General features: G+C 57.8%; 22 protein-coding genes and 2 pseudogenes. 11 read left to right on the plus strand and 13 right to left on the minus strand.

Annotated features, from left to right (window positions below):
• Nucleotides 1–21 precede the first annotated feature (21 nt).
• From pstB to FRT59_RS11500, 6 genes are all read left to right on the plus strand, one after another.
• Nucleotides 22–855 carry a phosphate ABC transporter ATP-binding protein PstB gene (gene pstB / locus FRT59_RS11475; protein ID WP_034116465.1) on the plus strand — a complete coding sequence of 278 codons (834 nt, stop codon included), beginning with the start codon at nt 22–24 and terminating at the stop codon, nt 853–855.
• A 110-nt stretch (nt 856–965) separates the two neighbouring features.
• Nucleotides 966–1,727: a phosphate signaling complex protein PhoU gene (phoU, locus tag FRT59_RS11480; RefSeq protein ID WP_034116464.1), complete on the plus strand. Its 762-nt coding sequence runs from the start codon at nt 966–968 to the stop codon at nt 1,725–1,727.
• Nucleotides 1,728–1,893: 166 nt separating this feature from the next.
• Nucleotides 1,894–2,793, plus strand: a complete 900-nt coding sequence (locus FRT59_RS11485; protein ID WP_153871266.1) for a response regulator — start codon at nt 1,894–1,896, stop codon at nt 2,791–2,793.
• A gap of 187 nt (nt 2,794–2,980) precedes the next feature.
• Nucleotides 2,981–3,304 carry a type II toxin-antitoxin system RelE/ParE family toxin gene (locus FRT59_RS11490; RefSeq protein WP_153871267.1) on the plus strand — a complete coding sequence of 108 codons (324 nt, stop codon included), beginning with the start codon at nt 2,981–2,983 and terminating at the stop codon, nt 3,302–3,304.
• Nucleotides 3,305–3,308: 4 nt separating this feature from the next.
• Nucleotides 3,309–3,608, plus strand: coding sequence for a helix-turn-helix domain-containing protein (locus FRT59_RS11495; RefSeq protein ID WP_153871268.1), 300 nt, complete (start codon nt 3,309–3,311; stop codon nt 3,606–3,608).
• Between the two features lie 55 nt (nt 3,609–3,663).
• Nucleotides 3,664–4,326, plus strand: a complete 663-nt coding sequence (locus FRT59_RS11500) for a peptidoglycan DD-metalloendopeptidase family protein (RefSeq protein ID WP_153871269.1) — start codon at nt 3,664–3,666, stop codon at nt 4,324–4,326.
• Between the two features lie 3 nt (nt 4,327–4,329).
• On the opposite strand, the gene FRT59_RS11505 is transcribed toward FRT59_RS11500, so the two are convergent.
• The 3 genes from FRT59_RS11505 to phoB form a co-directional block, all read right to left on the minus strand.
• The gene (locus FRT59_RS11505; protein ID WP_034116459.1) at nt 4,330–5,670 is read right to left on the minus strand and encodes a hemolysin family protein; all 1,341 of its coding nucleotides are present in this window, start codon (nt 5,668–5,670) and stop codon (nt 4,330–4,332) included.
• Nucleotides 5,671–5,939: 269 nt separating this feature from the next.
• A complete protein-coding gene (phoR, locus tag FRT59_RS11510; protein WP_153837567.1) occupies nt 5,940–7,226 on the minus strand; it encodes a phosphate regulon sensor histidine kinase PhoR in 1,287 nt (428 codons plus the stop codon).
• An 82-nt stretch (nt 7,227–7,308) separates the two neighbouring features.
• Nucleotides 7,309–7,998 carry a phosphate regulon transcriptional regulator PhoB gene (phoB, locus tag FRT59_RS11515; protein WP_003176964.1) on the minus strand — a complete coding sequence of 230 codons (690 nt, stop codon included), beginning with the start codon at nt 7,996–7,998 and terminating at the stop codon, nt 7,309–7,311.
• 152 nt (nt 7,999–8,150) lie between these two features.
• On the opposite strand from phoB, the gene FRT59_RS11520 reads away from it, so the two are divergent.
• Complete coding sequence (locus FRT59_RS11520; protein WP_153871270.1) at nt 8,151–8,528, plus strand: COG4315 family predicted lipoprotein; 378 nt, start codon at nt 8,151–8,153, stop codon at nt 8,526–8,528.
• A 126-nt stretch (nt 8,529–8,654) separates the two neighbouring features.
• On the opposite strand, the gene ubiA is transcribed toward FRT59_RS11520, so the two are convergent.
• Together ubiA and FRT59_RS11530 are read right to left on the minus strand one after the other, a co-directional pair.
• Nucleotides 8,655–9,545 carry a 4-hydroxybenzoate octaprenyltransferase gene (ubiA, locus tag FRT59_RS11525; RefSeq protein ID WP_153871271.1) on the minus strand — a complete coding sequence of 297 codons (891 nt, stop codon included), beginning with the start codon at nt 9,543–9,545 and terminating at the stop codon, nt 8,655–8,657.
• A complete protein-coding gene (locus FRT59_RS11530; RefSeq protein WP_198809676.1) occupies nt 9,545–10,108 on the minus strand; it encodes a chorismate--pyruvate lyase family protein in 564 nt (187 codons plus the stop codon). The genes ubiA and FRT59_RS11530 overlap by 1 nt, the downstream gene beginning before the upstream one ends.
• Before the next feature lie 196 nt (nt 10,109–10,304).
• Between FRT59_RS11530 and FRT59_RS11535 the strand changes: the two genes are divergently transcribed.
• The 4 genes from FRT59_RS11535 to FRT59_RS27220 all read left to right on the plus strand — a co-directional run bounded on the left by FRT59_RS11535 (nt 10,305) and on the right by FRT59_RS27220 (nt 13,499).
• The gene (locus FRT59_RS11535) at nt 10,305–10,472 is read left to right on the plus strand and encodes a rubredoxin (RefSeq protein WP_003213373.1); all 168 of its coding nucleotides are present in this window, start codon (nt 10,305–10,307) and stop codon (nt 10,470–10,472) included.
• Between the two features lie 36 nt (nt 10,473–10,508).
• Nucleotides 10,509–11,657, plus strand: a complete 1,149-nt coding sequence (locus tag FRT59_RS11540) for an NAD(P)/FAD-dependent oxidoreductase (RefSeq protein ID WP_034116454.1) — start codon at nt 10,509–10,511, stop codon at nt 11,655–11,657.
• Between the two features lie 189 nt (nt 11,658–11,846).
• Nucleotides 11,847–12,122 carry an HU family DNA-binding protein gene (locus FRT59_RS11545; protein ID WP_003195589.1) on the plus strand — a complete coding sequence of 92 codons (276 nt, stop codon included), beginning with the start codon at nt 11,847–11,849 and terminating at the stop codon, nt 12,120–12,122.
• A gap of 771 nt (nt 12,123–12,893) precedes the next feature.
• On the plus strand, nt 12,894–13,499 hold the full coding sequence (locus FRT59_RS27220; protein WP_325167959.1) for a type III secretion effector protein: 606 nt from the start codon (nt 12,894–12,896) through the stop codon (nt 13,497–13,499).
• 450 nt (nt 13,500–13,949) lie between these two features.
• Here FRT59_RS27220 and FRT59_RS27225 read toward each other — a convergent pair whose 3' ends face one another.
• From FRT59_RS27225 to FRT59_RS11585, 8 genes and pseudogenes are all read right to left on the minus strand, one after another.
• Entirely contained in the window at nt 13,950–14,336 is a 387-nt protein-coding gene (locus tag FRT59_RS27225; RefSeq protein WP_233094199.1) for a hypothetical protein, read from the minus strand.
• Nucleotides 14,337–14,537: 201 nt separating this feature from the next.
• On the minus strand, nt 14,538–14,870 hold the full coding sequence (locus tag FRT59_RS11560; RefSeq protein WP_034116452.1) for a barstar family protein: 333 nt from the start codon (nt 14,868–14,870) through the stop codon (nt 14,538–14,540).
• Complete coding sequence (locus FRT59_RS11565) at nt 14,870–19,216, minus strand: RHS repeat-associated core domain-containing protein (RefSeq protein ID WP_153871273.1); 4,347 nt, start codon at nt 19,214–19,216, stop codon at nt 14,870–14,872. The genes FRT59_RS11560 and FRT59_RS11565 overlap by 1 nt, the downstream gene beginning before the upstream one ends.
• A gap of 34 nt (nt 19,217–19,250) precedes the next feature.
• Complete coding sequence (locus tag FRT59_RS11570) at nt 19,251–19,574, minus strand: 3-hydroxydecyl-ACP dehydratase (protein ID WP_233094198.1); 324 nt, start codon at nt 19,572–19,574, stop codon at nt 19,251–19,253.
• Between the two features lie 423 nt (nt 19,575–19,997).
• Nucleotides 19,998–20,921: pseudogene (locus FRT59_RS27515) on the minus strand (RHS repeat domain-containing protein); the annotation flags it as partial.
• Nucleotide 20,922: 1 nt separating this feature from the next.
• Nucleotides 20,923–21,552: pseudogene (locus FRT59_RS27520) on the minus strand (PAAR domain-containing protein); the annotation flags it as partial.
• A 14-nt stretch (nt 21,553–21,566) separates the two neighbouring features.
• A complete protein-coding gene (locus tag FRT59_RS11580; RefSeq protein WP_153837338.1) occupies nt 21,567–22,001 on the minus strand; it encodes a DcrB-related protein in 435 nt (144 codons plus the stop codon).
• Nucleotides 22,002–22,016: 15 nt separating this feature from the next.
• On the minus strand, nt 22,017–23,963 hold the full coding sequence (locus FRT59_RS11585; RefSeq protein WP_153871275.1) for a type VI secretion system Vgr family protein: 1,947 nt from the start codon (nt 23,961–23,963) through the stop codon (nt 22,017–22,019).
• Between the last annotated feature and the right edge of the window lie 53 nt (nt 23,964–24,016).

Genomic DNA, 24,016 nt, shown 5'->3' on the forward strand with positions numbered 1-24,016 from the left:
CGGTAGCACAGGGAGCATCCCATGCAACACGAAAACCATTCCCACGGCATCAACATGTCTGCCCTGGGTCGCGACAAACAGAGCCTGAGCCTGGCCCAGGAAACCGTGGCCATCGAAGTTCCGGGCCTGAGCCTGTACTACGGCGACAAGCAGGCGCTGTTCGACGTCAGCATGAACATCCCCAAGCAGCGCGTGACGGCCTTTATCGGCCCGTCCGGCTGCGGCAAGTCGACATTGCTGCGCACCTTCAACCGCATGAACGACCTGGTCGACGGTTGCCGTGTAGAAGGCGCGATCAACCTCTACGGCACCAACATCTATCGCAAGGGCGAAGACGTGGCCGAGTTGCGTCGCCGCGTAGGCATGGTGTTCCAGAAGCCCAACCCGTTCCCCAAGACTATCTACGAAAACGTGGTCTACGGCCTGCGCATCCAGGGTATCAACAAGAAGCGCATCCTCGACGAAGCGGTTGAATGGGCCCTCAAGGGCGCGGCACTGTGGGACGAGGTCAAGGACCGCCTGCACGAATCGGCACTCGGTTTGTCCGGCGGCCAGCAGCAGCGTCTGGTGATCGCCCGCACCATCGCCGTGGAACCGGAAGTGCTGCTGCTCGACGAACCTTGCTCGGCCCTCGACCCGATCTCGACGTTGAAAGTCGAAGAGCTGATCTACGAGCTCAAGTCCAAGTTCACCATCGTTATCGTGACCCACAACATGCAACAGGCGGCGCGGGTTTCCGACTACACCGCGTTCATGTACATGGGCAAGCTGGTGGAGTTCGGCGATACCGACACCCTGTTCACCAATCCGGCGAAGAAGCAGACCGAAGACTACATTACGGGGCGCTACGGCTAGCCCCAGCTGCAAGCCGCAAGTTTCAAGCGGCAAGTAAAAGCATTTTGATCACGACACACATCAGCTTGCAGCTTGTAGCTTGCGGCTTACAGCTTTTGCGGAGCAAAACTATGATTTCGAAGGAAGGCTTAACCCACCACATCTCCGCGCAGTTCAACGCCGAGCTTGAGGAAGTGCGCAGCCACCTCCTGGCGATGGGCGGGCTGGTGGAGAAGCAAGTCAACGATGCGGTCACCGCGCTGATCGAGGCCGACTCGGGCCTGGCCCAGCAGGTGCGCGAGATCGATGACCAGATCAACCAGATGGAACGCAATATCGACGAAGAATGCCTGCGCATTCTTGCCCGTCGCCAGCCGGCGGCCTCCGACCTGCGTTTGATCATCAGCATCTCCAAGTCGGTGATCGACCTGGAGCGTATCGGCGACGAAGCCACCAAGATCGCCCGCCGCGCCATCCAGCTGTGCGAAGAAGGCGAAGCGCCCCGCGGCTACGTGGAAGTGCGCCATATCGGCGACCAGGTGCGCAACATGGTGCGTGACGCCCTCGACGCCTTCGCCCGCTTTGACGCCGATCTGGCGTTGTCGGTGGCCCAGTACGACAAGACCATCGACCGCGAGTACAAGACCGCGCTGCGCGAGTTGGCTACCTACATGATGGAAGACCCGCGCTCTATCTCGCGGGTGCTGAACATCATCTGGGTGCTGCGCTCCCTGGAGCGTATCGGCGATCACGCGCGCAATATCTCGGAATTGGTGATTTACCTGGTGCGCGGCACCGATGTTCGGCACATGGGCCTCAAGCGCATGAAGGCCGAAGTTGAAGGCACTGCTGATCTAATCCCTAATGTTCCGGGCGAATCTGACGATAAGTAAGGTTGCCCGAGAAATTAACGCCCGGCCTCTGGCCGGGCGTTTTCGTTTGCGGCATCTGAATTTTTTACACAGCAGGCGCCATAAGTCCTACTGTGACTAGCGGGTTTTGGCAAAATGCCATCAGTCAGGCGTTTTGCATGCCGAGTTTTTATAGGATGAAGGGTCGATGAGTAAAGTCAGTGTATTGGTGGTGGATGACGCCTCGTTTATTCGCGACCTGGTGAAGAAGTGCCTGCGCAATTACTTCCCCGGGATCAAGATCGAAGACGCGGTGAACGGCAAAAAGGCGCAATCCATCCTGATGCGCGAAACCTTCGACCTGGTGCTGTGTGACTGGGAAATGCCGGAGATGTCTGGCCTCGAACTGTTGACCTGGTGCCGCGAGCAAGCCCACCTGAAGGCTATGCCGTTCGTGATGGTGACCAGCCGTGGCGACAAGGAAAACGTGGTGCAGGCGATTCAGGCCGGTGTTTCCGGCTACGTCAGCAAGCCGTTTACCAACGAGCAGTTGCTGAACAAGGTCAAGCAGGCCCTGCACAAGATCGGTCGTCTCGATGCACTGATCGCCAGCGCGCCGACCAAGATGAACTCGGCCTTTGGTAACGACTCCCTGAGCGCCCTGACCGGCGGCAAGCCCGAAGCGGTCAAGCCGGCCCCCGTGGCGGCCGCGCCAAGCAAGGGCCTGCTCAATAGTCCACCTGTAGCGGCACCTGCTGCCACGCCTGCGGGCGGTCGCGGCCAGGGCCAGTTGCGCCTCTCCAGTGGCACCCAGCAATGCGTCATCAAGGCCCTGAGCATCAAGGAAGCGCTGCTGGTGGTGCGGCGCGGCGAAGTCCTGCCCCAAGTACTGGAAAGCGCCGTGCTCGACCTGGAGCAGGGCGAGAATGCCGAAGTCGCGCGCCTCAACGGCTACCTGCACGCCATCGTCGCCTACGAGCCCAAGCCCGACAGCGACTGGCTGCAACTGACCTTCCGCTTTATCGACCAGGATGCACAGAAGCTGGACTACATCTCGCGGCTGATTGCGCGCGGTACGGCGCAGAAGCATTTTGTGCCGGGTGCTTGATCGCCTGAATAGCGGAAATTGACCGAGCATCTGATTCCCGTCAGATGGCTTGATTTATATCTGTTTCGATATAGTCTCTCGATAAGGCTTCAGTGGTCTCGAGTCGTTGCTATGCCTTGAAACAAACCTGCACTGCTTTCGGCTGAATCGTCGATTACGCTTTTTCTTTCCAGGAAAGGAGAAGCCAATGCCAAGGCACAAGGATGTGGTGTTTCTAGGAAGCTCGCTCAAGGATCTCAAGGATTTTCCTCTCGACGCCCGAAGGGCAGCCGGTTTTCAGTTGGATCTCTTGCAACGGGGTGAACAGCCCTTTGATTGCAAGCCGATGAAAACAATCGGGAGGGGCGTCAAGGAGATCCGGATCACTGAGGAATCGGGAGCGTTTCGAGTGTTCTATGTGGTCAATCGGCCGGAAGCTGTCTACGTGCTGCACGCGTTGCGCAAGACCACACAGAAAACCGAAGGGCGGGATATCGAACTGGCTCGCGCCAGATTCCAGGAGTTAGGTTAAGCCCATGACAAATCAAAAGTTACATACCGAGCGTTTCAACTGTGTGTGGGATGCTCTGGAGGACACGCCTGCGCAAGCCGCCAATATGCGCCTTCGCTCAAAGTTGCTGTTGGAGTTGTGCAACACCATTCGCGGTTGGGAGCTTTCCCAGAAGGATGCGGCGCAAAGGCTGGGTATCAGTCAGCCTCGCCTGAACGATGTGCTCAACGGCAAGATCGATAAGTGTTCTCTTGATGCATTGGTCAATCTTTCGGCTGCCGCCCAGATGAATGTGGATATCTGTTTTAACGCCCTGCCTGCATAGGGCTGTCATGATCTGCTGCTAGCCTGCCGTTCAGTCACCCCGGCAGGTTCGCACCATGCTCCTTCGCCTATTGCTGTCCTGCGTGCTGGTCTCGGTCGCCATCTCGACCCAGGCCATGACCCTCTACAAATCCACCGATGCCAATGGCGTGGTGTTTTTCAGCGATCGGCAAACCCCGGGCGCCCAGGCGTTTGTGATCCAGGAGCGCAGGGTCGAGCGGGTGAGGCGGCCGGTGCTGGATGTGCCCACTACGAAGCAAGCCTATCGCTACCCTTTCCCTTGGCGAGGCGGCCCGTTCCGCCTGACCCAAGGCCCCAACGGCAGTTTCAGCCATACCGATGCCAAGAGCCGCTACGCCATGGATATCGCCATGCCTGAAGGTACGCCAGTCATTGCCGCGCGGGCCGGGGTGGTAGTGAAGATCGGCAATGACCAACTGGGACGTGGCCCTGATCCGTCGGGGAATTTTGTGCGGGTACAGCACGATGACGGCACCCAGGGTGTGTACCTGCACCTCAAGCAAGGTTCGGTCAGCGTCCGGGCAGGGCAGCGGGTAGCGGTGGGAAGCCCGCTGGCGCTGTCGGGCAATACCGGCAACAGCAGCGGGCCACACCTGCACTTCGTGGTGCAGCGCGCCACCGAGGCGGGGCTGGTGTCGATCCCTTACGAGTTCAACCTGCCGGTCGGGACATTGCCCAATTTTGCATTGGGCAAGTGAGGGTCAGTCCAGCAGCAAGACCTTGGCCAACACGATCTTCGGCCCTTTCATCTTCTTGATGATGATCCGCAGGCCTTCAACCTCCAGCACTTCTTCCTCTTCCGGCACGCGCTTGAGGGTGTCGTAGATCAGGCCGGCCAGGGTTTCGGCTTCGATGTGGTCCAGGTCGACGCCCAACAGGCGTTCGACCTTGAACAACGGCGTGTCGCCACGCACCAGCAATTTGCCGGGCTGGTAGGCGAGGATGCCGCGTTCGGCCTTGCGATGTTCGTCCTGGATATCGCCCACCAGCACTTCCAGCACGTCTTCCATGGTCAGGTAGCCGATGATCTTGCCGTCGGCTTCCTCCACCAGAGCGAAGTGTGCGCCGCCTTTGCGGAACTGCTCCAGCAACTGCGACAACGGCATATGCCGCGAAACGCGCTCCAGCGGGCGGGTCAGTTCAGCCAGGTTGAACGATTCGGGGATATGGTCCAGGGCGGCCAGTTCCAGCAGCAAATCCTTGATGTGCAGCAGGCCGACAAACTCATTGCGTACCGCGTCATACACCGGGTAACGGCTGAATTTGTGGCGACGGAACAGTGCGAGGATTTCCTTGAGTGGGGCATTGAAGTCCAGAGTCACCAGGTCTTCCCGGGAGTTGGCCCAGTCGACCACTTCCAGCTCGCCCATTTCCACCGCCGACGCCAGTACGCGCATGCCTTGGTCGCTTGGGTCCTGGCCACGGCTGGAGTGCAGGATCAGCTTGAGTTCTTCGCGGCTGTAATGGTGCTCATGGTGCGGGCCAGGCTCGCCCTGGCCAGCGATGCGCAGGATAGCGTTGGCACTGGCGTTGAGCAGGTAGATGGCCGGGTACATCGCCCAGTAGAACAGATACAGCGGCACCGCCGTCCACAGCGACAGCAGTTCAGGCTTGCGAATCGCCCAGGACTTGGGCGCCAGCTCACCGACCACGATGTGCAGGTAGGAAATCACGAAGAAGGCGGCAAAGAACGACACGCCCTTGATCACTTCCGGTGACTGCACGCCGATGGCGCCCAGCATGGGTTCGAGGATGTGCGCAAAGGCCGGCTCACCGACCCAGCCCAGGCCCAGGGACGCCAGGGTGATACCCAGCTGGCAGGCCGACAGGTAAGCGTCGAGCTGGCTGTGCACGGTGCGCAGGATCTGCCCGCGCCAGCCGTTCTTGTGGGCGATGGCCTCGACCCGAGTGGCGCGCAGTTTGACCATGGCGAATTCCGCCGCAACGAAGAAACCGTTGAGCAGTACCAGGATCAGTGCAAAAAGAATCATGCCGAAATCGGCGAAGAGTGTGGCGACGGTGATGCCAGGGGAAGGGTCCATGATGGGGTTTTGCGGGTTCCGTGTGTTCAAAAAGGGGTGACAGGTGGGCCTGAAAGGCAGGCGCAAGTCGGGCAATGTAGCGGCTGATGGGGCGCTTGCCTAGTGCCTGCTGCCGGGCGGGGCAAGGAATACGTTCTTGGAAACGCTGCAAGTCCAATGTGGGAGCGGGCTTGCTCGCGAATTCGGTGGGTCAGTCAACACATTCATAGCTGGCCCACAGCCTTCGCGAGCAAGCCCGCTCCCACCCTTAGCTCAGCGTCGTTTTCAAGTTATTCATCTGTGCCGATCACCCGCGAACGAGTTACCTGCGTCGTCGGGAAATGGCAGGTAAACGTACTGCCATGCCCTAGCACGCTGCTGATTTCCAGGCGTGCCCGATGGCGCAACAGCACATGCTTGACGATGGCCAGGCCGAGCCCGGTGCCGCCGGTGTTGGAGTTGCGGCTGGAGTCGACGCGGTAGAAGCGTTCGGTCAGGCGCGGCAAGTGCTTGGTGTCGATGCCGATGCCAGAGTCCTGCACGCTCAAGTGCGCGCCGTGCTCGTCGGCCCACCAGCGGATACGGATATTGCCCTTGTCCTGGGTGTACTTCACCGCGTTGAACACCAGGTTGGAAAACGCACTGCGCAACTCGCCCTCGCTGCCCTTGAGCAACACCTGTGTGTCGGCTTCCAGGGTGATCTGCTGGCCGCGCTCACCTGAGAGGGCCTGGGCGTCGTTCTTGATGGTCTGCAGCAGGCTTTGCACCGCCACCGGGTGGTTGTCCGAGGGGTAATCGGTGGCCTCAAGCTTGGCCAGCAACAGCAGGTCGTTGAGCAGGGTCTGCATGCGTGAGCCTTGCTGTTGCATCTGCTGCAGGGCACGGCTCCAGCGCGGGTTGATCTCGTCGACGTTGTCCAGCAGCGTCTCCAGGTAGCCGCAGATCACCGTCAACGGCGTGCGCAGCTCGTGGGAGACGTTGGCGACGAAGTCTTTGCGCATCTGTTCCAACTGATGGATGCGGGTCACGTCGCGCACCAGCATCAAGTGCTCGTTGTTGCCGTAGCGCGTCAGGTACAGCTGGATGCGCACGCGGTCATTGGTGGGCGAGGGGATTTCCAGGGCTTCTTCGTAGTTTTCCTGCTCGAAGTATTCCTTGAAGCGCGGATGGCGCACCAGGTTGGTCACCGGTTGGCCGCTGTCCTGGGGGGTCTTGAGGCCCAGCAGGGTCTCGGCGGCGCGGTTCCACCACTCGAGGTTGCCGTCGCTGTCGAGCATGATCACTGCGTCTTTAAGCGCGGCGGTGGATTCCTGCACCCGGTCGATCACCGCTTGCAGGCGCCCGCGTACGCGTTGGTCGCGGCGCTGCAGGTGGTAGATGCTGTCGAACACCTCGCCCCACAGGCCGTAGCCATCGGGCGGTGCTTCGTCGGGTTTGTGCTGGCGCAGCCAGTCATGCAGGCGCAGCAATTGCTTGAGGGTCCAGCCCAGGTACAGGGCAATGCCGACGGCCAGGCTCCAGCCGTAATAGCCGCTGACCAGGCCTACCAGCAGGCAGCCGGTGATCAGCAGGAGCATGTGGCGGATCAGGGTGCCATGCCAGTTCTGGTTCACTTAAACATGCGTCCTTGTCAGCTGTTAAGGGAGGAATGGGACTGGCTCAGCCTTTGGTGGAAAACCGATAGCCGGTGCCGCGCACGGTTTGTACCAGATTCTCGTACGCATCGCCCAAGGCTTTGCGCAGGCGGCGGATATGCACGTCGACGGTACGCTCTTCCACATAAACATTGCCGCCCCACACCTGGTCCAGCAGTTGGCCACGGGTGTAGGCGCGTTCCTGGTGGGTCATGAAAAATTGCAGCAGGCGGTATTCGGTCGGGCCCATCTCGGCGGGCTTGCCGTCGATGGTCACACGGTGGCTGATCGGGTCCAGCAGCAGGCCGCCGACCTCGATAGGCGCCTCGCCATCGGTCGGGCCGGCACGGCGCAAAACGGCTTTCAGACGTGCGACCAGTTCCCGTGGGGAAAACGGCTTGGTGATGTAGTCATCGGCGCCGACCTCCAGGCCCTGGATCTTGTTGTCCTCTTCGCCCTTGGCGGTGAGCATGATGATCGGGATATCCCCGGTCAGCTCGTCACGCTTGAGGCGGCGGGCCAGCTCGATGCCCGAGGTGCCGGGCAGCATCCAGTCGAGCAGGATCAGGTCCGGCTTGCGGTCGACGATAATGGCGTGGGCCTGCTGGGAGTTCTCCGCCTCCAGGCAGTCATAGCCGGCCATTTCCAACGCAACGGCGATCATCTCGCGAATGGGCGCTTCGTCGTCAACGATCAGAATGCTCCTGCCAACCATGCTCAATCCTCTTGTCATTTAACTGTCTTGCGCCGCATTAGATAACGGAATTATTGCAGTCGTGTGACAGTAATTTAGTCGCTTGGGCAATTCGCGGCACTCTGGACTACCCTTTGGGTCCGAATCCTGACAACCACAAAAGGAAGGTTCCGATGACTCAAAGTACTTTTTCCTGGAAAGCCCTGCTGGTTACGGCGGCGTTGACGCTGCCGACCCTGGCGTTTGCGGCAGAGCCGGCGATGACCAAAGGCGGGATTTTGGTGGACCACAAGGGCATGACGCTCTACACCTTTGATAAGGATGCCGATGGCGAGTCAGTGTGCAAGGAACAATGTGCGACCAATTGGCCGCCGTTGAAGGCCGAGTCCACCGACATTGCGACGGGCGACTGGAAGGTCATCACCCGTGACGACCAGACCAGCCAATGGGCTTACAAAGGCAATCCGGTCTACACCTACAAGGACGACAAGAAGACCGGTGACAAGACCGGGGATGGCAAGGGTGGCGCCTGGCATGTGATCAAGCCGTGACTGTGCGGCGCTGCTGAAAATCATCGGGAGCAAGCCCCCTCCCACATTTTGATGTGTGAATACATTCAAGTGTGGGAGGGGGCTTGCTCCCGAAGGCGCCAGGTCAATCACCACAAAAAACGGCCTTCAGCGAACCGCGTAATCCACCACAATTCCGACAAAAATCGCCAACCCGGCCCAATGGTTGTGCAAAAACGCCTTGAAGCACTTCAGGCGGTCCCTGTCCCGGGTATACCAGAATTCCCAGGCAAAGCAGCCCGCCGCCGCCAGCAGCCCCAGTTGGAACCAACCGCCCAGCTCAAACCGCGCACCCGCCAGCAACAGGCACACCAGTGACAGCCCTTGCAGCGTGAGGATGATCACGCGATCTGCATCGCCAAATAGAATGGCGGTGGACTTCACCCCGATCTTCAAGTCGTCATCACGGTCCGTCATCGCGTAATAAGTGTCGTAGCCCACGGTCCATAACAGATTGGCGATATACAGCAGCCACGCCGTGGCAGGTAAATGGCCGGTCTCAGCGGTAAACGCCATCGGCATGCCCCAGGAAAACGCCGCTCCCAATACCACCTGCGGGTAATAGGTATAGCGCTTCATGAACGGGTAGCTGGCCGCCAGCGCCAGGCCGCCCAGGGACAGCAAGATAGTGGTGGCGTTGGTCAGCAGCACCAGCAGGAAACTGATGCCCATCAGCACGGCAAAAAACACAAATGCTTCTTTCGAGCTGATCTTGCCGCTCACCAGTGGGCGTTGCTCGGTGCGCTTCACATGGCCATCCACCTTGCGGTCGGCCCAATCATTGATCACACATCCACCGGCCCGGGTCAGCACCACGCCGAGTACGAAAATCACAATATTAAGCAGGGACGGCGAACCCTTGCCGGCGATCCACAGTGCCCACAGCGTCGGCCACAGCAGCAGGTAGATGCCGATGGGCTTGTCCATGCGCGTCAACTGAATGAAATCCCAGGCCCTGGGGTTCACGCGGTTCAAGGACTTGAGCAGACGTTGGTACATCAGCAGTTCTCCGGATGGTCATGCAGCGCGTGCCAGAAACTCGGCAGGAAGACTTCCGCTACCAGTACGCTCAGCGACCCGCGGTCGAAGCGTGAGCGGCGCGCCCACAAATTATCGGTTTGGTCGGCTGTCGGCAGCCATGGGCGAGGGTAGTGACACACCTCGATAACCTGGCGGGTAAAGGCGCGGTCGCAGAACAGCAACTCGCCCAACGAACGGCTGCCGAGTTCGTCCATGTGCAGCCCGTCGCCCTGCAAGGCACTACGGGCCGCCACGCTGCGGGCGAACACCCACGGCTGGCCATGCCCGCGCAAATACACTTCGCGCACCCAGCCGATACTGGCGGGGGCCAGCTCCAAGGCGGCGCATTCATCGTCGCGCAGCGGCTGCCAGCCTTCGAACAGCGGCGTCACGCTGAAACCGTCGTTGGACAGCCACGTCAGCCGTCGCGTCAGCGAACCTTCGTCAAACAGCCAATTGACGGTCAAGGGTGTGGGCGCAGGGATCAGAAGGCTCTGGGTCAGCCATTGGCAAGCATCGGGAAGGGCGATTGAATGCGGCACGATGAGTCAGTATTGGCAGCAAAAGAGGCGGCGAGCTTACCATGGCCCCCTGATCTTTTGCCGCGCCAAACCGGCCGTTTGCGTCGATCGTGCTTGCATCTGCCGGCCCCGATCAGTACAAAACGCCCTGAGCCGTGCGGCAACGCTGGATCGATCGACCGCCGGCCAAGACGCCTGGACCCTGAGGAAGCAAGTAATGAAGAAGTGGCAATGTGTAGTCTGCGGCCTGATCTATGACGAAAAAGACGGTTGGCCGGATGACGGAATCGCGCCGGGCACCCTGTGGCAAGACGTCCCGGAAGACTGGCTATGCCCGGACTGCGGTGTAGGCAAAATGGATTTCGAAATGATCGAAATCGGTTAATTCTTAGTTTAAGACACGTACTACAAGGAGAAAGGAATGAACGCACCTGTCGTGATCATCGGCACAGGATTGGCCGGTTACAACGTGGCCCGGGAGTTTCGCAAGCTCGACAGCGAGACCCCATTGCTACTGATCACCGCGGATGACGGGCGCTCCTACTCCAAGCCCATGCTCTCCACCGGCTTTGGCAAGAACAAGGAAGCCGATGGCCTGAGCATGGCTGAACCCGGCGCCATGGCCGAGCAACTCAAGGCCGAGGTGCGCACCCACACGCGCATCAGCGGCATCGACCCGGGCCACAAGCGCCTGTGGATCGGCGAGGAAGCGGTGGCCTACCGCGACCTGGTTTTGGCCTGGGGCGCAGAAACGGTGCGCGTACCCGTCGAAGGCGATGCGGCCGAACTGATTTTCCCGATCAATGACTTGGAAGACTACGCACGCTTTCGTGCCGCCGCCGCCGGCAAGCGACGCGTGCTGCTGCTCGGCGCTGGCCTGATCGGCTGCGAATTCGCCAACGACCTGATCCTCGGCGGCTATGAAATCGACCTGGTCGCGCCGTGCGAACAAGTCATGCCGACCCTGTTGCACCCGGCGGCGGCCGCCGCGGTGCAAGCCGGGCTGGAAGGCATCGGCGCGCGTTTCCACTTGGGCCCGGTGCTCAATCGCCTGCAACGCACGGCTGACGGCCTGGAAGCCCACCTGTCGGACGGTGAAGTGATCCACTGCGACCTGGTGGTCTCCGCCATCGGCCTGCGCCCTCGCGTAGACCTGGCCGCGGCGGCCGGCCTGCAAATCAATCGCGGGATCATGGTGGATCGCCACCTCAAGACCTCCCACGCCAATATCTACGCCTTGGGCGACTGCGCCGAAGTCGATGGCCTGAACCTGCTGTACGTGATGCCGCTGATGAGCTGCGCCCGCGCCCTCGCCCAAACCCTGGCCGGCAATGCTACGGCGGTGAGCTATGGGCCGATGCCGATCACGGTGAAAACCCCGATCTGCCCGCTGGTGGTATCACCTGCCCCACGGGGCACTGAAGGCGTATGGAGCGTCGAAGGGCAGGGCGCCGACATCAAGGCCCTGTGCCGTGACGCCAGCGGCCACCTGCTGGGCTACGCGCTGACCGGCAGCGCTGTCATGGAAAAACTGGCCTTGAACAAAGAACTTCCACCTTTGCTGGCGTAAATACCGGTCGTTCTGTCGGAATCAGCATGTTCTTACCTCGAGAAAGGTCGCCGCGAGACTGGCGCGGCGTCTGAGGGCGTGCCATCCTCACTCCCGTCTGCCGCAGAGTAGAGCCTGCGGCGCCTTGGGCGCTGCTCCACCAGAGAGCAGCACGGACATAACAACAAAAAACCGTCAAAGAGGCTTTATATGCGTAAACCAGATCTCGCAGCCGCCATCGCTGAAAAAGCAGACCTCACCAAAGAACAGGCTAACCGCGTCCTCAACGCCGTTCTCGAAGAAATCACCGGCGCCCTGCATCGCAAGGACAGCGTCACCCTGGTGGGCTTCGGCACCTTCCTGCAACGCCACCGCGGCGCCCGTACCGGCAAGAACCCGCAAACCGGTGAGCCGGTGAAAATCAAGGCCAGCAACACCGTAGCATTCAAGCCGGGCAAGTCGCTCAAAGACAGCGTAAACCCGTAATTAAGCGAGGCCGTCTCGAAGGGAGGCGGGCGGTAAAAGAGTGGGCATGCCGACTAGGTCGGGTGCCCATTTTTGTTGGGTGCGAAAAAGATTGCTCGCGGAATAAAAGTAGTTGCCTATTGCATTGTTGTGAACAGTCACTGTAGGGGCTGTATCAAGTCGAAAGTAGGTTGGGTTATGTAAATTGTTCATTCGATTTGGAACCATATCTAAGCAATTGTCACCTATAGCGCGAGACAGCAGGGAACGCTCTCTAAACTCATTTTTAGAGGTGTATATATGAAAGTTGATCAGCCTATTACTCCCTATTCCAACCCGTTACCCCAGGAAAAAAAGACGCAAGCAGTTGCTTCATCGGCTCCAGGGGATGCTGGAGCAGCGGCAGACAGTTCGAGCGTTGCACCTGAAGCCAGTTTGGTTAACGAGAAGGTATTCAAATACCCTGCAGCAACGCCTGAGGAGATCAATGCAAAAAACAAGCGAGCAGATGATGCTGTTGTTGATAGGCTGGGCCCGGGAGAGCCCGAGCAACTAAAAGCCAGAGGGGGGAGTGGCGGCGGCAAATTTAACTTTTTTGGCTCATCTAGGACGTCGGGTGGGTCCAGGACGTCTGGCGGGTCCAGGACGTCTGGCGGGTCAAAGACATCTCGCGGGTCCACGACGTCTAGCACTTCTAAGGCGTCTAGCACGTCTAAGGCGTCTAGCAAGACTAAGTCGCCTAGCGCACCTGCACCTAAGCCAACGGCTGCGCCGAACAGTCCGAGCAGTAGCGTGAATGCCGCGCAAAGTATTGTCAGCCAGCCACAGAGCTTACCAGCACCACCTCCATCAGTAGGCGCTACTATACGTAATGCTTTTATAAACGCCGGGGCAAACAACATGGTCGCCAGCCCCTTCACTGTGGGAAATCAATTCGCGTCCAGTTACTTCCAGAGCAAACTTACAGCACACTCTGAAATGCCTGGAGCGCCAGTAGTGAACGCAGATGGCACGATAGGAACCGTGGATCCTAACGCGACGGAAGCGCAAAAAATGGATGCTCGGCTTAAAGGCGCTGAAATAAAAAATGAGGCAACGTCCAACCTGTTTATTTTTCTCGGTTTAGGGGCCGACGCGAAGGCGGTGAAGCCGAGCGATGATGCGCCTACCGATACAGAAGGGCGCTTGACCAATCTTGAGAAGACGCTGAATGAAATAGAAAAGCAAATGCCAGAACTCGCTGAGCGTTTCGGAATTGTCTACAAACCGTATGTTGCTCCTGAATCATCAGAAGCACCAACTGAGCAATCTCGGATGGATAATATTGAAAAGCGCCAGGCTTATATCGATAAAAAGGTAGAATTGCTGAAAATTATTCAGAATCAAAAGGCAGGATAAAAGTAAGCCTTTAAGCAAGGGGTAGATCTATTTTAGTTAGATAAATCTGCCCCCCCCCCTTGCCCTTCCTTTTCGTTCTTGAAAAGCATCCAGTGAATTTGTTCCCATATGCGGCGTTGCTTCGTAACTTATCGGATTAAATAAATTCGTCCCCTTTTCCAAAAAATCTTATTTAGGGCGGAGGTGGGGTCTAGCGCTTCCTTCCTGAGTTCCGAGCGAAGGTAAAGGTGGCAGATTTATTTTATATTTCTGAGGACCATAAATCTACATAACGTTGTTCCATTTTACTCTGCTGCGTACATATAAAGCGCGTCTTTTGTACAGTAAAAAACTTTGCTATTGGGATACGCTTTAACGGGAGAGATTAATAGTTCTCTTCAGTCTTTATATTTTATAGATTCGCCAAGAAAGTCGAGAAGGTCATTTAGTGTTGCTTTATAGAGCTCCCCTTTAAATATAATTTTTTCCTTTGCGTACAACGAGGTTGTGTGCAATGTAGTAGAGATCTGAGCTCAGATGAGCTCTCAGATCTGCAAGTGAATCGAAGGTTTCGATTATCTCTCCCGATAATGTAGCTTTTAGCATAAGTGAGTGTATGTGTTCCTTGTTTTTATCCGGGCTCAATTCAATTTTATTGAGTTTATTAAAGGTGTAACTATTTTTCATGTTGGTTTGGGGCGTCATAAAAATATGACCGTCCCCTCCATTGTTGTACCACTTGATATGAGGCGTGTCCCCAAAGCCGCCCTCTGGGGCCATATGTTGTTCGTAGCCTTTCGGGTATTTTGCAACGCCGTCGGCACGAGCACTTTGAGTATGAGCTATATAACGGCTCATGTTGCCTTGTGACTCTTTCAAAAAACCTTCGCGTCTGAGCTTGATTTAACTTTTACCTGAAATTTTTCTCCATTTGCCATCGCCATTCTGTTATCCGCGACAGCTTGTTTTCACTCTTTTGAACCTTTAGCTAATGCGTGCATCTTTGATGCTTTTTAATAGGTGCGCTGATTCGGTGTATGCCCATTTTTGAATGAGGCTTTAGCGCCCAAGCAGTAACAGGATAGACGCGGGCGTTTCTTTGAATGCGCATTTGTAGTTTACGAATTCAACAATAAATATCAGCGTATCTCTCAGGTTCTGCTGGGCGCCGCTAATGTTTTTTGTCTGGATTATTATTTTTTCATTCGTATCAATGCTTAACTTTGTCATGCCTTCTTCGGGGTAGCGTAAACCAAAAAGACAATCAATGATTGCATCGACGTTTTTGCCGTAGCCGGTAGGGAATCCGAACTTTTCTGCAAGCGTCTGATAAAGCTCATCGACTTCTTTTATTGTGGAAAAATCCAGCTCAACGGTTGTTTTAATGTTCATTACTTCCAGCCTCCAAGATCGATTTCCATGAATGAGTCGTAGTGATCGTGGGAGTAATAGGCTTGTCCGGTTTTCTTATCCACTACAATGCGCCTAGCACCATTGTTTCCAACGGTCGGTGTTTTTACCGTCCACTCTTGGTAGGGCCCACTTCCTGTATTTAATCGTTGGCTGTTGGGATTACCAATGGTATGTGAGTTACTGAAAGGTGTGCCGTCGTTAGAATAACGAGGCTGCCTTAGCTTGATCCTATTGATAGTATTCTGCAGCTCTTTCATCTCCTGTTTTGACATCGTATGTCCCCATTTGCTTTTAATCTGGGCGTGGGCTTGCTTAGGATTCTTAGCAAAACTGGAGCATTTTAAACCCAGCGGGTCTATATAGCCTTGTGGGTTGGACGCATAAGCGTAAGCGTTGAGGCCCCCCGCCAAGCTGATCGGATCCGGCGTCGTGAACCGCCCTACATCTGGATCATAGAACCTCAACGTATTGAAATGCAGCCCCGTCTCCCGGTCCAGATACTGCCCCTGAAAACGCAGGTTCTGCTCTTCAAGAAAATACGCTTCGCGCACTTCCTCTTGCGTATTACCCCACACCTGATAAGTCGCATGCCAAACATCATGACCATCAGCCTCGGTGAGCTGCTCCGGCAAGCCGTTGAGGTCGTTATGGTAGTAGCGGATTTTCTGCAATGGCCCAGTCCCGTCAACGCGGGCAAGGGGTTCGTAGCCATAGTCTTGGTAAATGTAGAGGCTAGTCTGGCTATGTTTATGTTCCTGCAACAGGCGTAAGCCATCCCAGGTGAATCGCGTCACGCCGAGTGGGTGACCATCGGCGGCATGCTCGGTTTTTGCGATGCGTCGCCCCAGTGGGTCATAGGTCATCCTGACCACGCTGCCGTTTTCATTGCGCACTTCCACAAGCCGACTTTCGGCGTCGTAAACAAAACGCTGCAAACCACGAACGGCACTGCGCTTTTCAATCATTCGCCCAAGGGCGTCGTACTTGTAACGTTTGTCCTGATACGTGAGCAGCCGGTTATGCCGCACCAAGCCCCCTTGGACTGGGTTGTCGAGCAAATTGGCTGCAGCATCATAAGCGTAGGATTCGCTGTGCCCCACCTGATGGCTCGCAAGAATACGGCCCGTACTGTCGTAGCCCAGGTGCTCTTGACGGTCAGTTCGACGACGGCCGATCAGATTGTCGCTGGGGTCGTAGCTGTAATCGGTCTCGACCAAGGGCGGCAACTGCCACGGCTGGTCGATGCTGCGGCGCTGACGCGCGCGGACCCTCCCACTTCGATCATAGGCAGTACTCGTCTTGAGTTGGCCCTGAGTACGTTGTACTTCACGATGCAAGCGGTCGCGTTCGAAGTCGCTGATGACCTTTCCATCGAGATTCAACTGATGCAGATGGCCGCTGCCGTAGTACAGGCGGTTCAGCCATCGACCGTCGGGCAAACCGGTTTGAATCAGGTTCCCCAGTTCGTCGTACCGATGCTGCACAGTTCCTGCCGAGCTTTGTTCCTCAAGGAGTTGGCCGAGGGCGTCATAGCTGAAACCGAGTGATTGCTCACTACCATCACGCGCCGTGAGCGTGACACCGACCAGCTGGTCGTTCATATCGTGCTCGTAGACGGTGGTGCCGTCCTCGGTGACTTTGCTGACCAGGCGTCCAACTGGGTCTCGCTGGAACTGGTGTGACAACGGGGCTACCGGTTCGCCTTCCGTTCCCGGCAGATGGTCCACGGCTACCACATCATCCAGCGGATCATAGGTGTAACAGCGCCGGCTTTGATCCAGATCCTGCTGCTGCACCATGCGGTCGGCTGCGTCCCATTCGAAGCGATAGCTTTCACCGTTCTCGTTGGTCAACTTGCGCAGTCGCCCGTAGGCATCGTGATCGAACAAGACCGTGCGGTTATGTGCATCCCAGCGTTGTTTGACCAGGCCGCGTACGTCATAGGCATAGCGCGTGGTGCTACCAGCAGGGTCGATATAGGCCGTCAGATAACCGCTGGTGCTACGTTGAAACTGTTCCACGCGACCATCTGGTAGCTGGCACTCCAAGAGCAGCCCCTGAGGGCCGTACCGGTAGCGCACCGATTCGCCTTCGGCATTGGTCTGCACCACCAGATTGCCAAACGCGTCGTACTGATAACGTGTCGGATAACCTGAGCAATCCACTTCTTCGACCAGCTGGCTCCATTCGTTCCAATGCAGCGTTCTGGTTTTTTCTGTGGCATCGATGATTTGCACCGGCTGACCGAAACCGTCATAGACGTAACGGGTACGGTTGCCCAGTGGGTCGACTTCCTCGATGCAGTTGCCACGCTGGTCGTAGCGATAGTGCCAACTGTTGCCCGCAGGATCGGTTTCCACCTGAGGCAATGCCCAGTGCTCCAGCCACTGCGTGCCGCGAGCCCTGCCCAGTGGGTCGATCACGGCACTCAGGTTTCCTGGCTCGTCATAGTTGAAGTGCCACTGGCCGTTTTTCGGGTCGATTGCGCCCACCAATTGACGGTTTTCGTTCCAATCGAATTGCCATGCATGGCCCAGGTTATCGACGTAGCGAGTGATCTGGAACTGCGGGTTCCAATGCCGCGTGCTGACCCGCATCAAGCCATCGGTCACCCGGGTAATGCCGGCGTCCAGATCGTAATCGAAGCTGTATTCATCGCCCGCGTCGGTCCAGTGCCGACTGACGCGCCATTCCGGGCCGTCTGGCCCAGGTACTTCAGCCCATTGGTAAAAGCAGCGCAAACCACTCGGCAATTGGTGCTCGGCCATGCGCCTGCCGCTGTCGTAGGCAAAGCGTCGAAGGATTGTGCCTTGTGCGTCCAAGACCTCGGCAAGATCGCCATTGCTGTCATAGCGATAACTGACGAGCACGTCGCTACGCGCATCGAAATGGTCCTGGCGCAGGTAACGCCGTTCGATGTGGCTCACGCGCCTTGGGTGTTCAGCCGAGTAGTTCAGTTCAACATGCATCAAGTCATGGGTGTCGCGCAGGCGATACAGTCGCCCCTGACTGTCATAGTCAAGGAAAATCCGCCCTTCGTTACGATCACCCAACAGTTGCAAACGCATCCGCGAGCTGTTCAGCGGGTCGGTTTCGAAGAGCCGATACAGGCCGTCGATACTCTCGATCAATACCGCGCCGTCGCCACTGCGCCTGACCGCAAGGCCTTCGCCCGGATCGAATGCTCCGCCGGACAAGGGGATGTAACCTATCTCCAGACGGCGCCCTTGCTCATCGATATAAGTCAGGTTTTCATCGGCATCAGTCTCTACCGCCACTTCATAGCCGACACTCCATCCCGCACCAAAAAGCCCATGCTGGCGAGCATCGAGGCTGCTGTAAAAGCGCTGCCATACGATGTTGAGCAGCCCGGGCAGGATGAAGTCCAGCTCCTCCTCTTCGCCCAGGACCTTGGCCCCCGTCGCGCTGTGCACCGGATTGGGCGAACCATTCATGGCGCTCTTGAGTGCCGAGGTAACCTTGGCAGTCCCATAAGAGATCGCCCCTCCCACCAACGCACTGCCGATCATGCACGGCAGCTTGGTCCAGAAACATTTCAGGTTGCCCCGCAACGCCATCACCACGGCAATCGCCAGACCCACCCCGGGCGTCTTCCCGCTGCGAATCTCCTGCACCACGATGGTCCCGCCGCCGATGCGAACATCCGGCGAAATCAGCCCTTCGGCCGTACCAATCTTCGCATCACAGGTACTGCGATCACCGCTGCGCGCCGCAGGCTGCCCATTGATAAACACCGAGCTGGAACCCTCGGCAATGAATTGCAGCGGCATCGGTGGGTGCTTGGTGCATGCCACGGTATCCAGCGGGCAAGGCTCGGTGCCGGGGGCCGGCGAGGCGACGGTCGGGCGCCACATCTGCGAGAAGAACTCGCCTGCCATGTCCAGGAAGCTGGGAGCCGGCGGCTCGCTGGGCGCGACGGGTACAGCCGTCATCTTGCCAGCGGCGCGGGCCGCCTTTTTGCCATTGATGAAGACGTTGTCCGAACCGCTGGTGATGAAGGCATCGATCACCGGCGGGAACACCCAGTTGGCGGCGGACTCGCACCAACTGGATATCTTCAGATCAGCCCCTGTGAGCCCTGCGGTGATCCCGACGACCGCCCCCACGACCAACACCAGCGCAACGCCGCCTGTGGCGATGGTTGCACCGGTCGCAAGGAAAACCGCCCCGGCAACGGCCAGGCAGCCCACGGTAGTGAGCGCCGCATAGGCGGCCACTTCCAGTACACCGCCGAGAATATCGGCCATCACCGAGGTGTGTAGCAGCGCGTCGCCTTCGCGGGCCGCCCAGAGGTCTTCACTCATTGTTCAGGCTCGACTCGTAGTTCTGGCCGAGGGCCTACCAGTTTGATGGCTCACCGTCTTCATCGTTTATAGAAATACGAGTACAGGACCTGATCCATTCAAAAAGTACAGAAAGATCATGCTCGATGCTTTTCGGATGGGCGCTGATTTCTAGGAAGATACGTTCTTGTTCTAAAAACAGACGCACGTCGTAGCTCCAATCACTTGGGCTTCTGGGCTCAATGCCTGCCAACCGAAACTCTCGGTCTTCAACAAACTCAGAAAAAGTCTCAAGGCGGGTGATGTGCTGCGTTATCTCGCCGAGGTGGGTCGTGTACCAATTATTGTCCTCAAAGGACAGTATGAATTCTGCTGACATCATCATTGCCTTCTAACTGCCGTGAGGTCGACCCGATACCGTAGGGTAGTCGGACGGGTTCTTCATTCCGATGTGCGCTTCCGCAGAGTGGGTACTGACGGTTGTTTTTCCGTCGTTAGCTAATTCTGTAGTGCCGGAGTTTCCATGTCTTCCTACCGATTTGTGGCTGTGAGCGTTGTTCGAGCCTTTGAATGGTGTCGGGTTGCCATTCCCGTAGGCATGGATTTGGACTTCCGAACCATCAGGGTGTACCCAGCGCTGATTTTTGGTATTCGCAGGGTTCGTTCGGGTGTAGCCGTTTTTGCGTAGGATTTTCTCCACTTGGCGCACGGACTTTCCTTTAAACGACGGCAACTTGGCGACATTGGGTTTATTGGCAAATCTACCCCTGGCATCGATCCATCTTCCTTTTGAGTTTTGTCGGGTTGCCGGGCCACAAGCCAGCCCGAGTGGGTCTATCCATGTGAAGGGGTTCGGTGCGTAGACATACAGATTAAATCCGCCCGCCAGCCCAATCGGATCCGGTGTTGTAAACCGCCCTACATCCGGATCATAAAATCGGAATGTATTGAAATGCAGTCCTGTCTCCCGGTCCAGATACTGTCCCTGAAACCGCAGGTTCTGCTCCTCAATGTAATATGGCTCGCGCACCTCCTCCAGCATGTTGCCCCATACTCGATAGGTCGCCTGCCAGATGTTGCGCCCGTCGGCCTCGGTCAGTTGTTCTGGCAGCCCATTAAGATCGTTGTGGTAGTAGCGAATTTTTTGCAGTTTTCCGGTGCCGTCGACGCGGGCTAAAGGTTGATAGCCGTCGTCTTCGCCCTCGTAGACGTAAAGGCTCGTTTGGTTATGTCTATGCTCCTGCAGCAGACGCAGGCCATCCCAAGTGAAGCGTGTCACGGCCCGCGAATAACCAGCGCTGTCATGTTCGGTTTTTTCGATACGGCGGCCTAACGGGTCGTAGGTCATCCTGATGACGCTGCGGTTTTCATTATGCACTTCAACCAGGCGGCTTTCGGCATCGTAGACAAAGCGCTGCAAACCACGTGCAGTGCTGCGCTTTTCGATCATTCGGCCCAACGCATCGTATCGATAACGCTTATCTTGATAAGTGAGCAGCCGGTTATGTCTTACCAGGCCACTTTGTAGCGGGCTGTCGAGTAGGTTGGCTGCAGCATCATATGCATAGGTTTCGCTCCGTCCCCCTTGGTGGCTGACAAGGATACGTTCGGTACTGTCGTACCCCAGGTGCTCTTGATGGTCGTGCTGGCGCTCGGTACGACGGCGTCCGATCAGGTTGTTGCCATGGTCGTAGCTATAGTTGTTCTCAGCGGATGGAGGCAACTGCCTTCGCGTCACAGGTACTGCGATCACCGCTGCGCGCTGCAGGCTGCCCATTGATAAACACCGAGCTGGAACCCTCGGCAATGAACTGCAGCGGCATCGGTGGGTGCTTGGTGCATGCCACGGTATCCAGCGGGCAAGGCTCGGTGCCGGGGGCCGGCGAGGCGACGGTCGGGCGCCACATCTGCGAGAAGAACTCGCCTGCCATGTCCAGGAAGCTGGGTGCCGGCGGCTCGCTGGGCGCGACGGGTACAGCCGTCATCTTGCCAGCGGCGCGGGCGGCCTTTTTGCCATTGATGAAGACGTTGTCCGAACCGCTGGTGATGAAGGCATCGATCACCGGCGGGAACACCCAGTTGGCGGCGGACTCGCACCAACTGGATATCTTCAGATCAGCCCCTGTGAGCCCTGCGGTGATCCCGACGACCGCCCCCACGACCAACACCAGCGCAACGCCGCCTGTGGCGATGGTTGCACCGGTCGCAAGGAAAACCGCCCCGGCAACGGCCAGGCAGCCCACGGTAGTGAGCGCCGCATAGGCAGCCACTTCCAGTACACCGCCGAGAATATCGGCCATCACCGAGGTGTGCAGCAGTGCGTCGCCTTCGCGGGCCGCCCAGAGGTCTTCACTCATTGTTCAGGCTCGACTCAGGGCGTAGCAGAAAAGTTGAGCGTGTTTTTGAGTGTTGCCCAGTGAGCCGCCTCGGCAGGGCCCAGGGGCTGGGTCTTGACGTAGCTCAGGGCAATCAAGCGGCGGGTGCCGGGTATCTGCATTGCCAATTGATACTGGTAGATGTTGTCGGTGCCCTTGTTGAAGCGGTTCTGCACTTCAAAGGCGTCGATGTCTTGCGCCGGCCCGACCTTGACGGCTTGCGCCGGGGAATAGCGAAGATCTTTTACCTGCTGCTCGAGTTTTTTCAGTTGGCCTTCGAAATTGCTTTGCAGGCTTTCGCCATCCGCCAACGGGCTGCGGCTCACGACCAGCGTGGTACCCAGCTTGGCGAACTTGAGGATATTGATCGAGGTGTCTTGTACCTCAGCGTCGGGCAGGGTGAACTGGGCTTCGTTAATCAGGTAATTCATGGTGAAGAAATCTCGTTATTGACCAGCGCCGGGCGTACCGGGAAATTTTGATTCGACGGCGGACTTGATCGTGCCTTGCACACCTTGGGCGCCGGGGGAGGTGCCCTTGTCACTGCCCAGGTTGATATCCAGTTTGCCCTTCGTCTGGATCTTGCTGCTGCCGGTGGAAAACAGGTTGAACGAGCCACAGGTCAGGTTAATGTCCCCGCCTGCCTTGAGCTCGATCACACTGTCGCCGCACACCAGGCGAATGCTCTCGCCGGCTTCGATGGTGTAGTGCGTGGCGGCGCTGTCCGACTTGGCGCCACCGACGATCACGGTGTCGTTGTTGCGCACCACCCGCAGCCGGTTATTACCGATGGTCACCGTCTCGTTATGCCCAATGCTCTTGTTGCGGTCATGCCCCACCGAGTGGCTTTCATCCACCTCCACCACGATGTCCTGATTGCGTTCGGCATGGATATACAGCTGCTCCAGCCCCTTCTTGTCCTCCATGCGGATTTCATTGAAGTTGGCCGGCGTACCGCCCTTGCTCGAACGGCTTTTCATGCCGCTCTGGGTCGCGTTTTCCGGCAAATCGTAGGGCACGGTCTGCTCGGCGTTGTACACGCGGCCGGTGATGATCGGACGGTCGGGGTCGCCTTCGAGGAAGCTGACGATCACTTCCTGGCCGATCCGTGGGATCTGCATCGAGCCCCAGTTCTTGCCGGCCCAGGACTGCGACACGCGAATCCAGCACGAGCTGTTCTCATTGGATTGGTCGTGACGGTCCCAATAGAAATGCACCTTCACGCGGCCGTATTGGTCGGTCCAGATTTCCTCGCCTTTGGGGCCGACCACCAAGGCAGTCTGCGGGCCTTTGACGATGGGCCGGTGGGTGTTGGCCAGCGGGCGGAAACTCTGTTGGGCGTCGATGCAGGTCAGGCTGCTTTCGAACTGCGCCGAACCGGAGCCACCGCCGCTTTCCAGGCTTTCCTGAACGATGTAGTAGCGGCAGCCGACGATCAGGTATTCGCGGTTCTGGTCCTGGCGGCTGAAGCCGGTGAGGCTGAACAGATGGCCTGAGCCCAGGCCCCGCGCATTGCCGGCAAACTCGATCTGCTCATGCAGGGTTTGCAGCGCTTCGATGCGCGTGCGCGCGTAGTGTTCGCCGTCGGCGCTTTGCACGTAGGTGCCAGGGTAGTCGTACAGCGGGTAGTCGCCGGCGGTGTGCGGGCGCGGCATGGCCGAGCGTACGTCGATGCTGGCGCTGGGGCGCTGGAAGTCGTAGTCGTTGAGCTCCAGCGAACCCGGCTGCACCTCCTGCGCCAGGTGCCAGTTGTGCATATGGTCGCGTTCGCGCTGTTGCTCGTCCTTGGGGTAGTAGGGGATCGACGCGTAGCCTGGCACCGTGGTGTGGGCGCCATAGGCGTCGGCCAGCACCAGCACATGGCGGTCCTGTTCATGGCGGAAGAAGTAGTAGATGCCTTCCTGTTCCATCAGGCGGCTGACGAAATCAAAACTCGTCTCGCGGTACTGCACGCAGTATTCCCACTCGCGATACGGCCGGCTCAGGGCGTCTTCGAAGTCGGAAAACCCCAGGTCGCGGAACACCTGCTTGATGATCTGCGGGATGCTCAGGTTCTGGAAAATCCGGCAGTCGGACGTGCGGCTGAGCAACCACAGCCACGGGCGCAACGTCACCTGGTAACTGGCGAACTGCCCTTGGTCGATGTTCTGGCTGCAACGGGCGACGATGCCGTGGAAGTGCCGCTCGCTGCCGTCCGCCAGTTGCAGGCCCACGCTCATCGGCTTGCCGAGCAACTGGTTGAGATCGATGTTGGCGTCCAGGGACGTCAGTTGCAGCTCATAGTTGAACAGCCTTCCTAACTCTTCACCGCCGCCCATTTCATTGAGCAACAGCACATCCGGCCCGAGGGGGCTGGTGATCTTGGCCAGGCGTGAGGCTTGGTTGAATAGCATCGGTTAACCCGTAAGTGTCGTAATAACTGAAGAAACCGAGTCCAAATGTGGGA

The organism is Pseudomonas haemolytica (assembly GCF_009659625.1).
GTDB lineage: Bacteria > Pseudomonadota > Gammaproteobacteria > Pseudomonadales > Pseudomonadaceae > Aquipseudomonas > Aquipseudomonas haemolytica.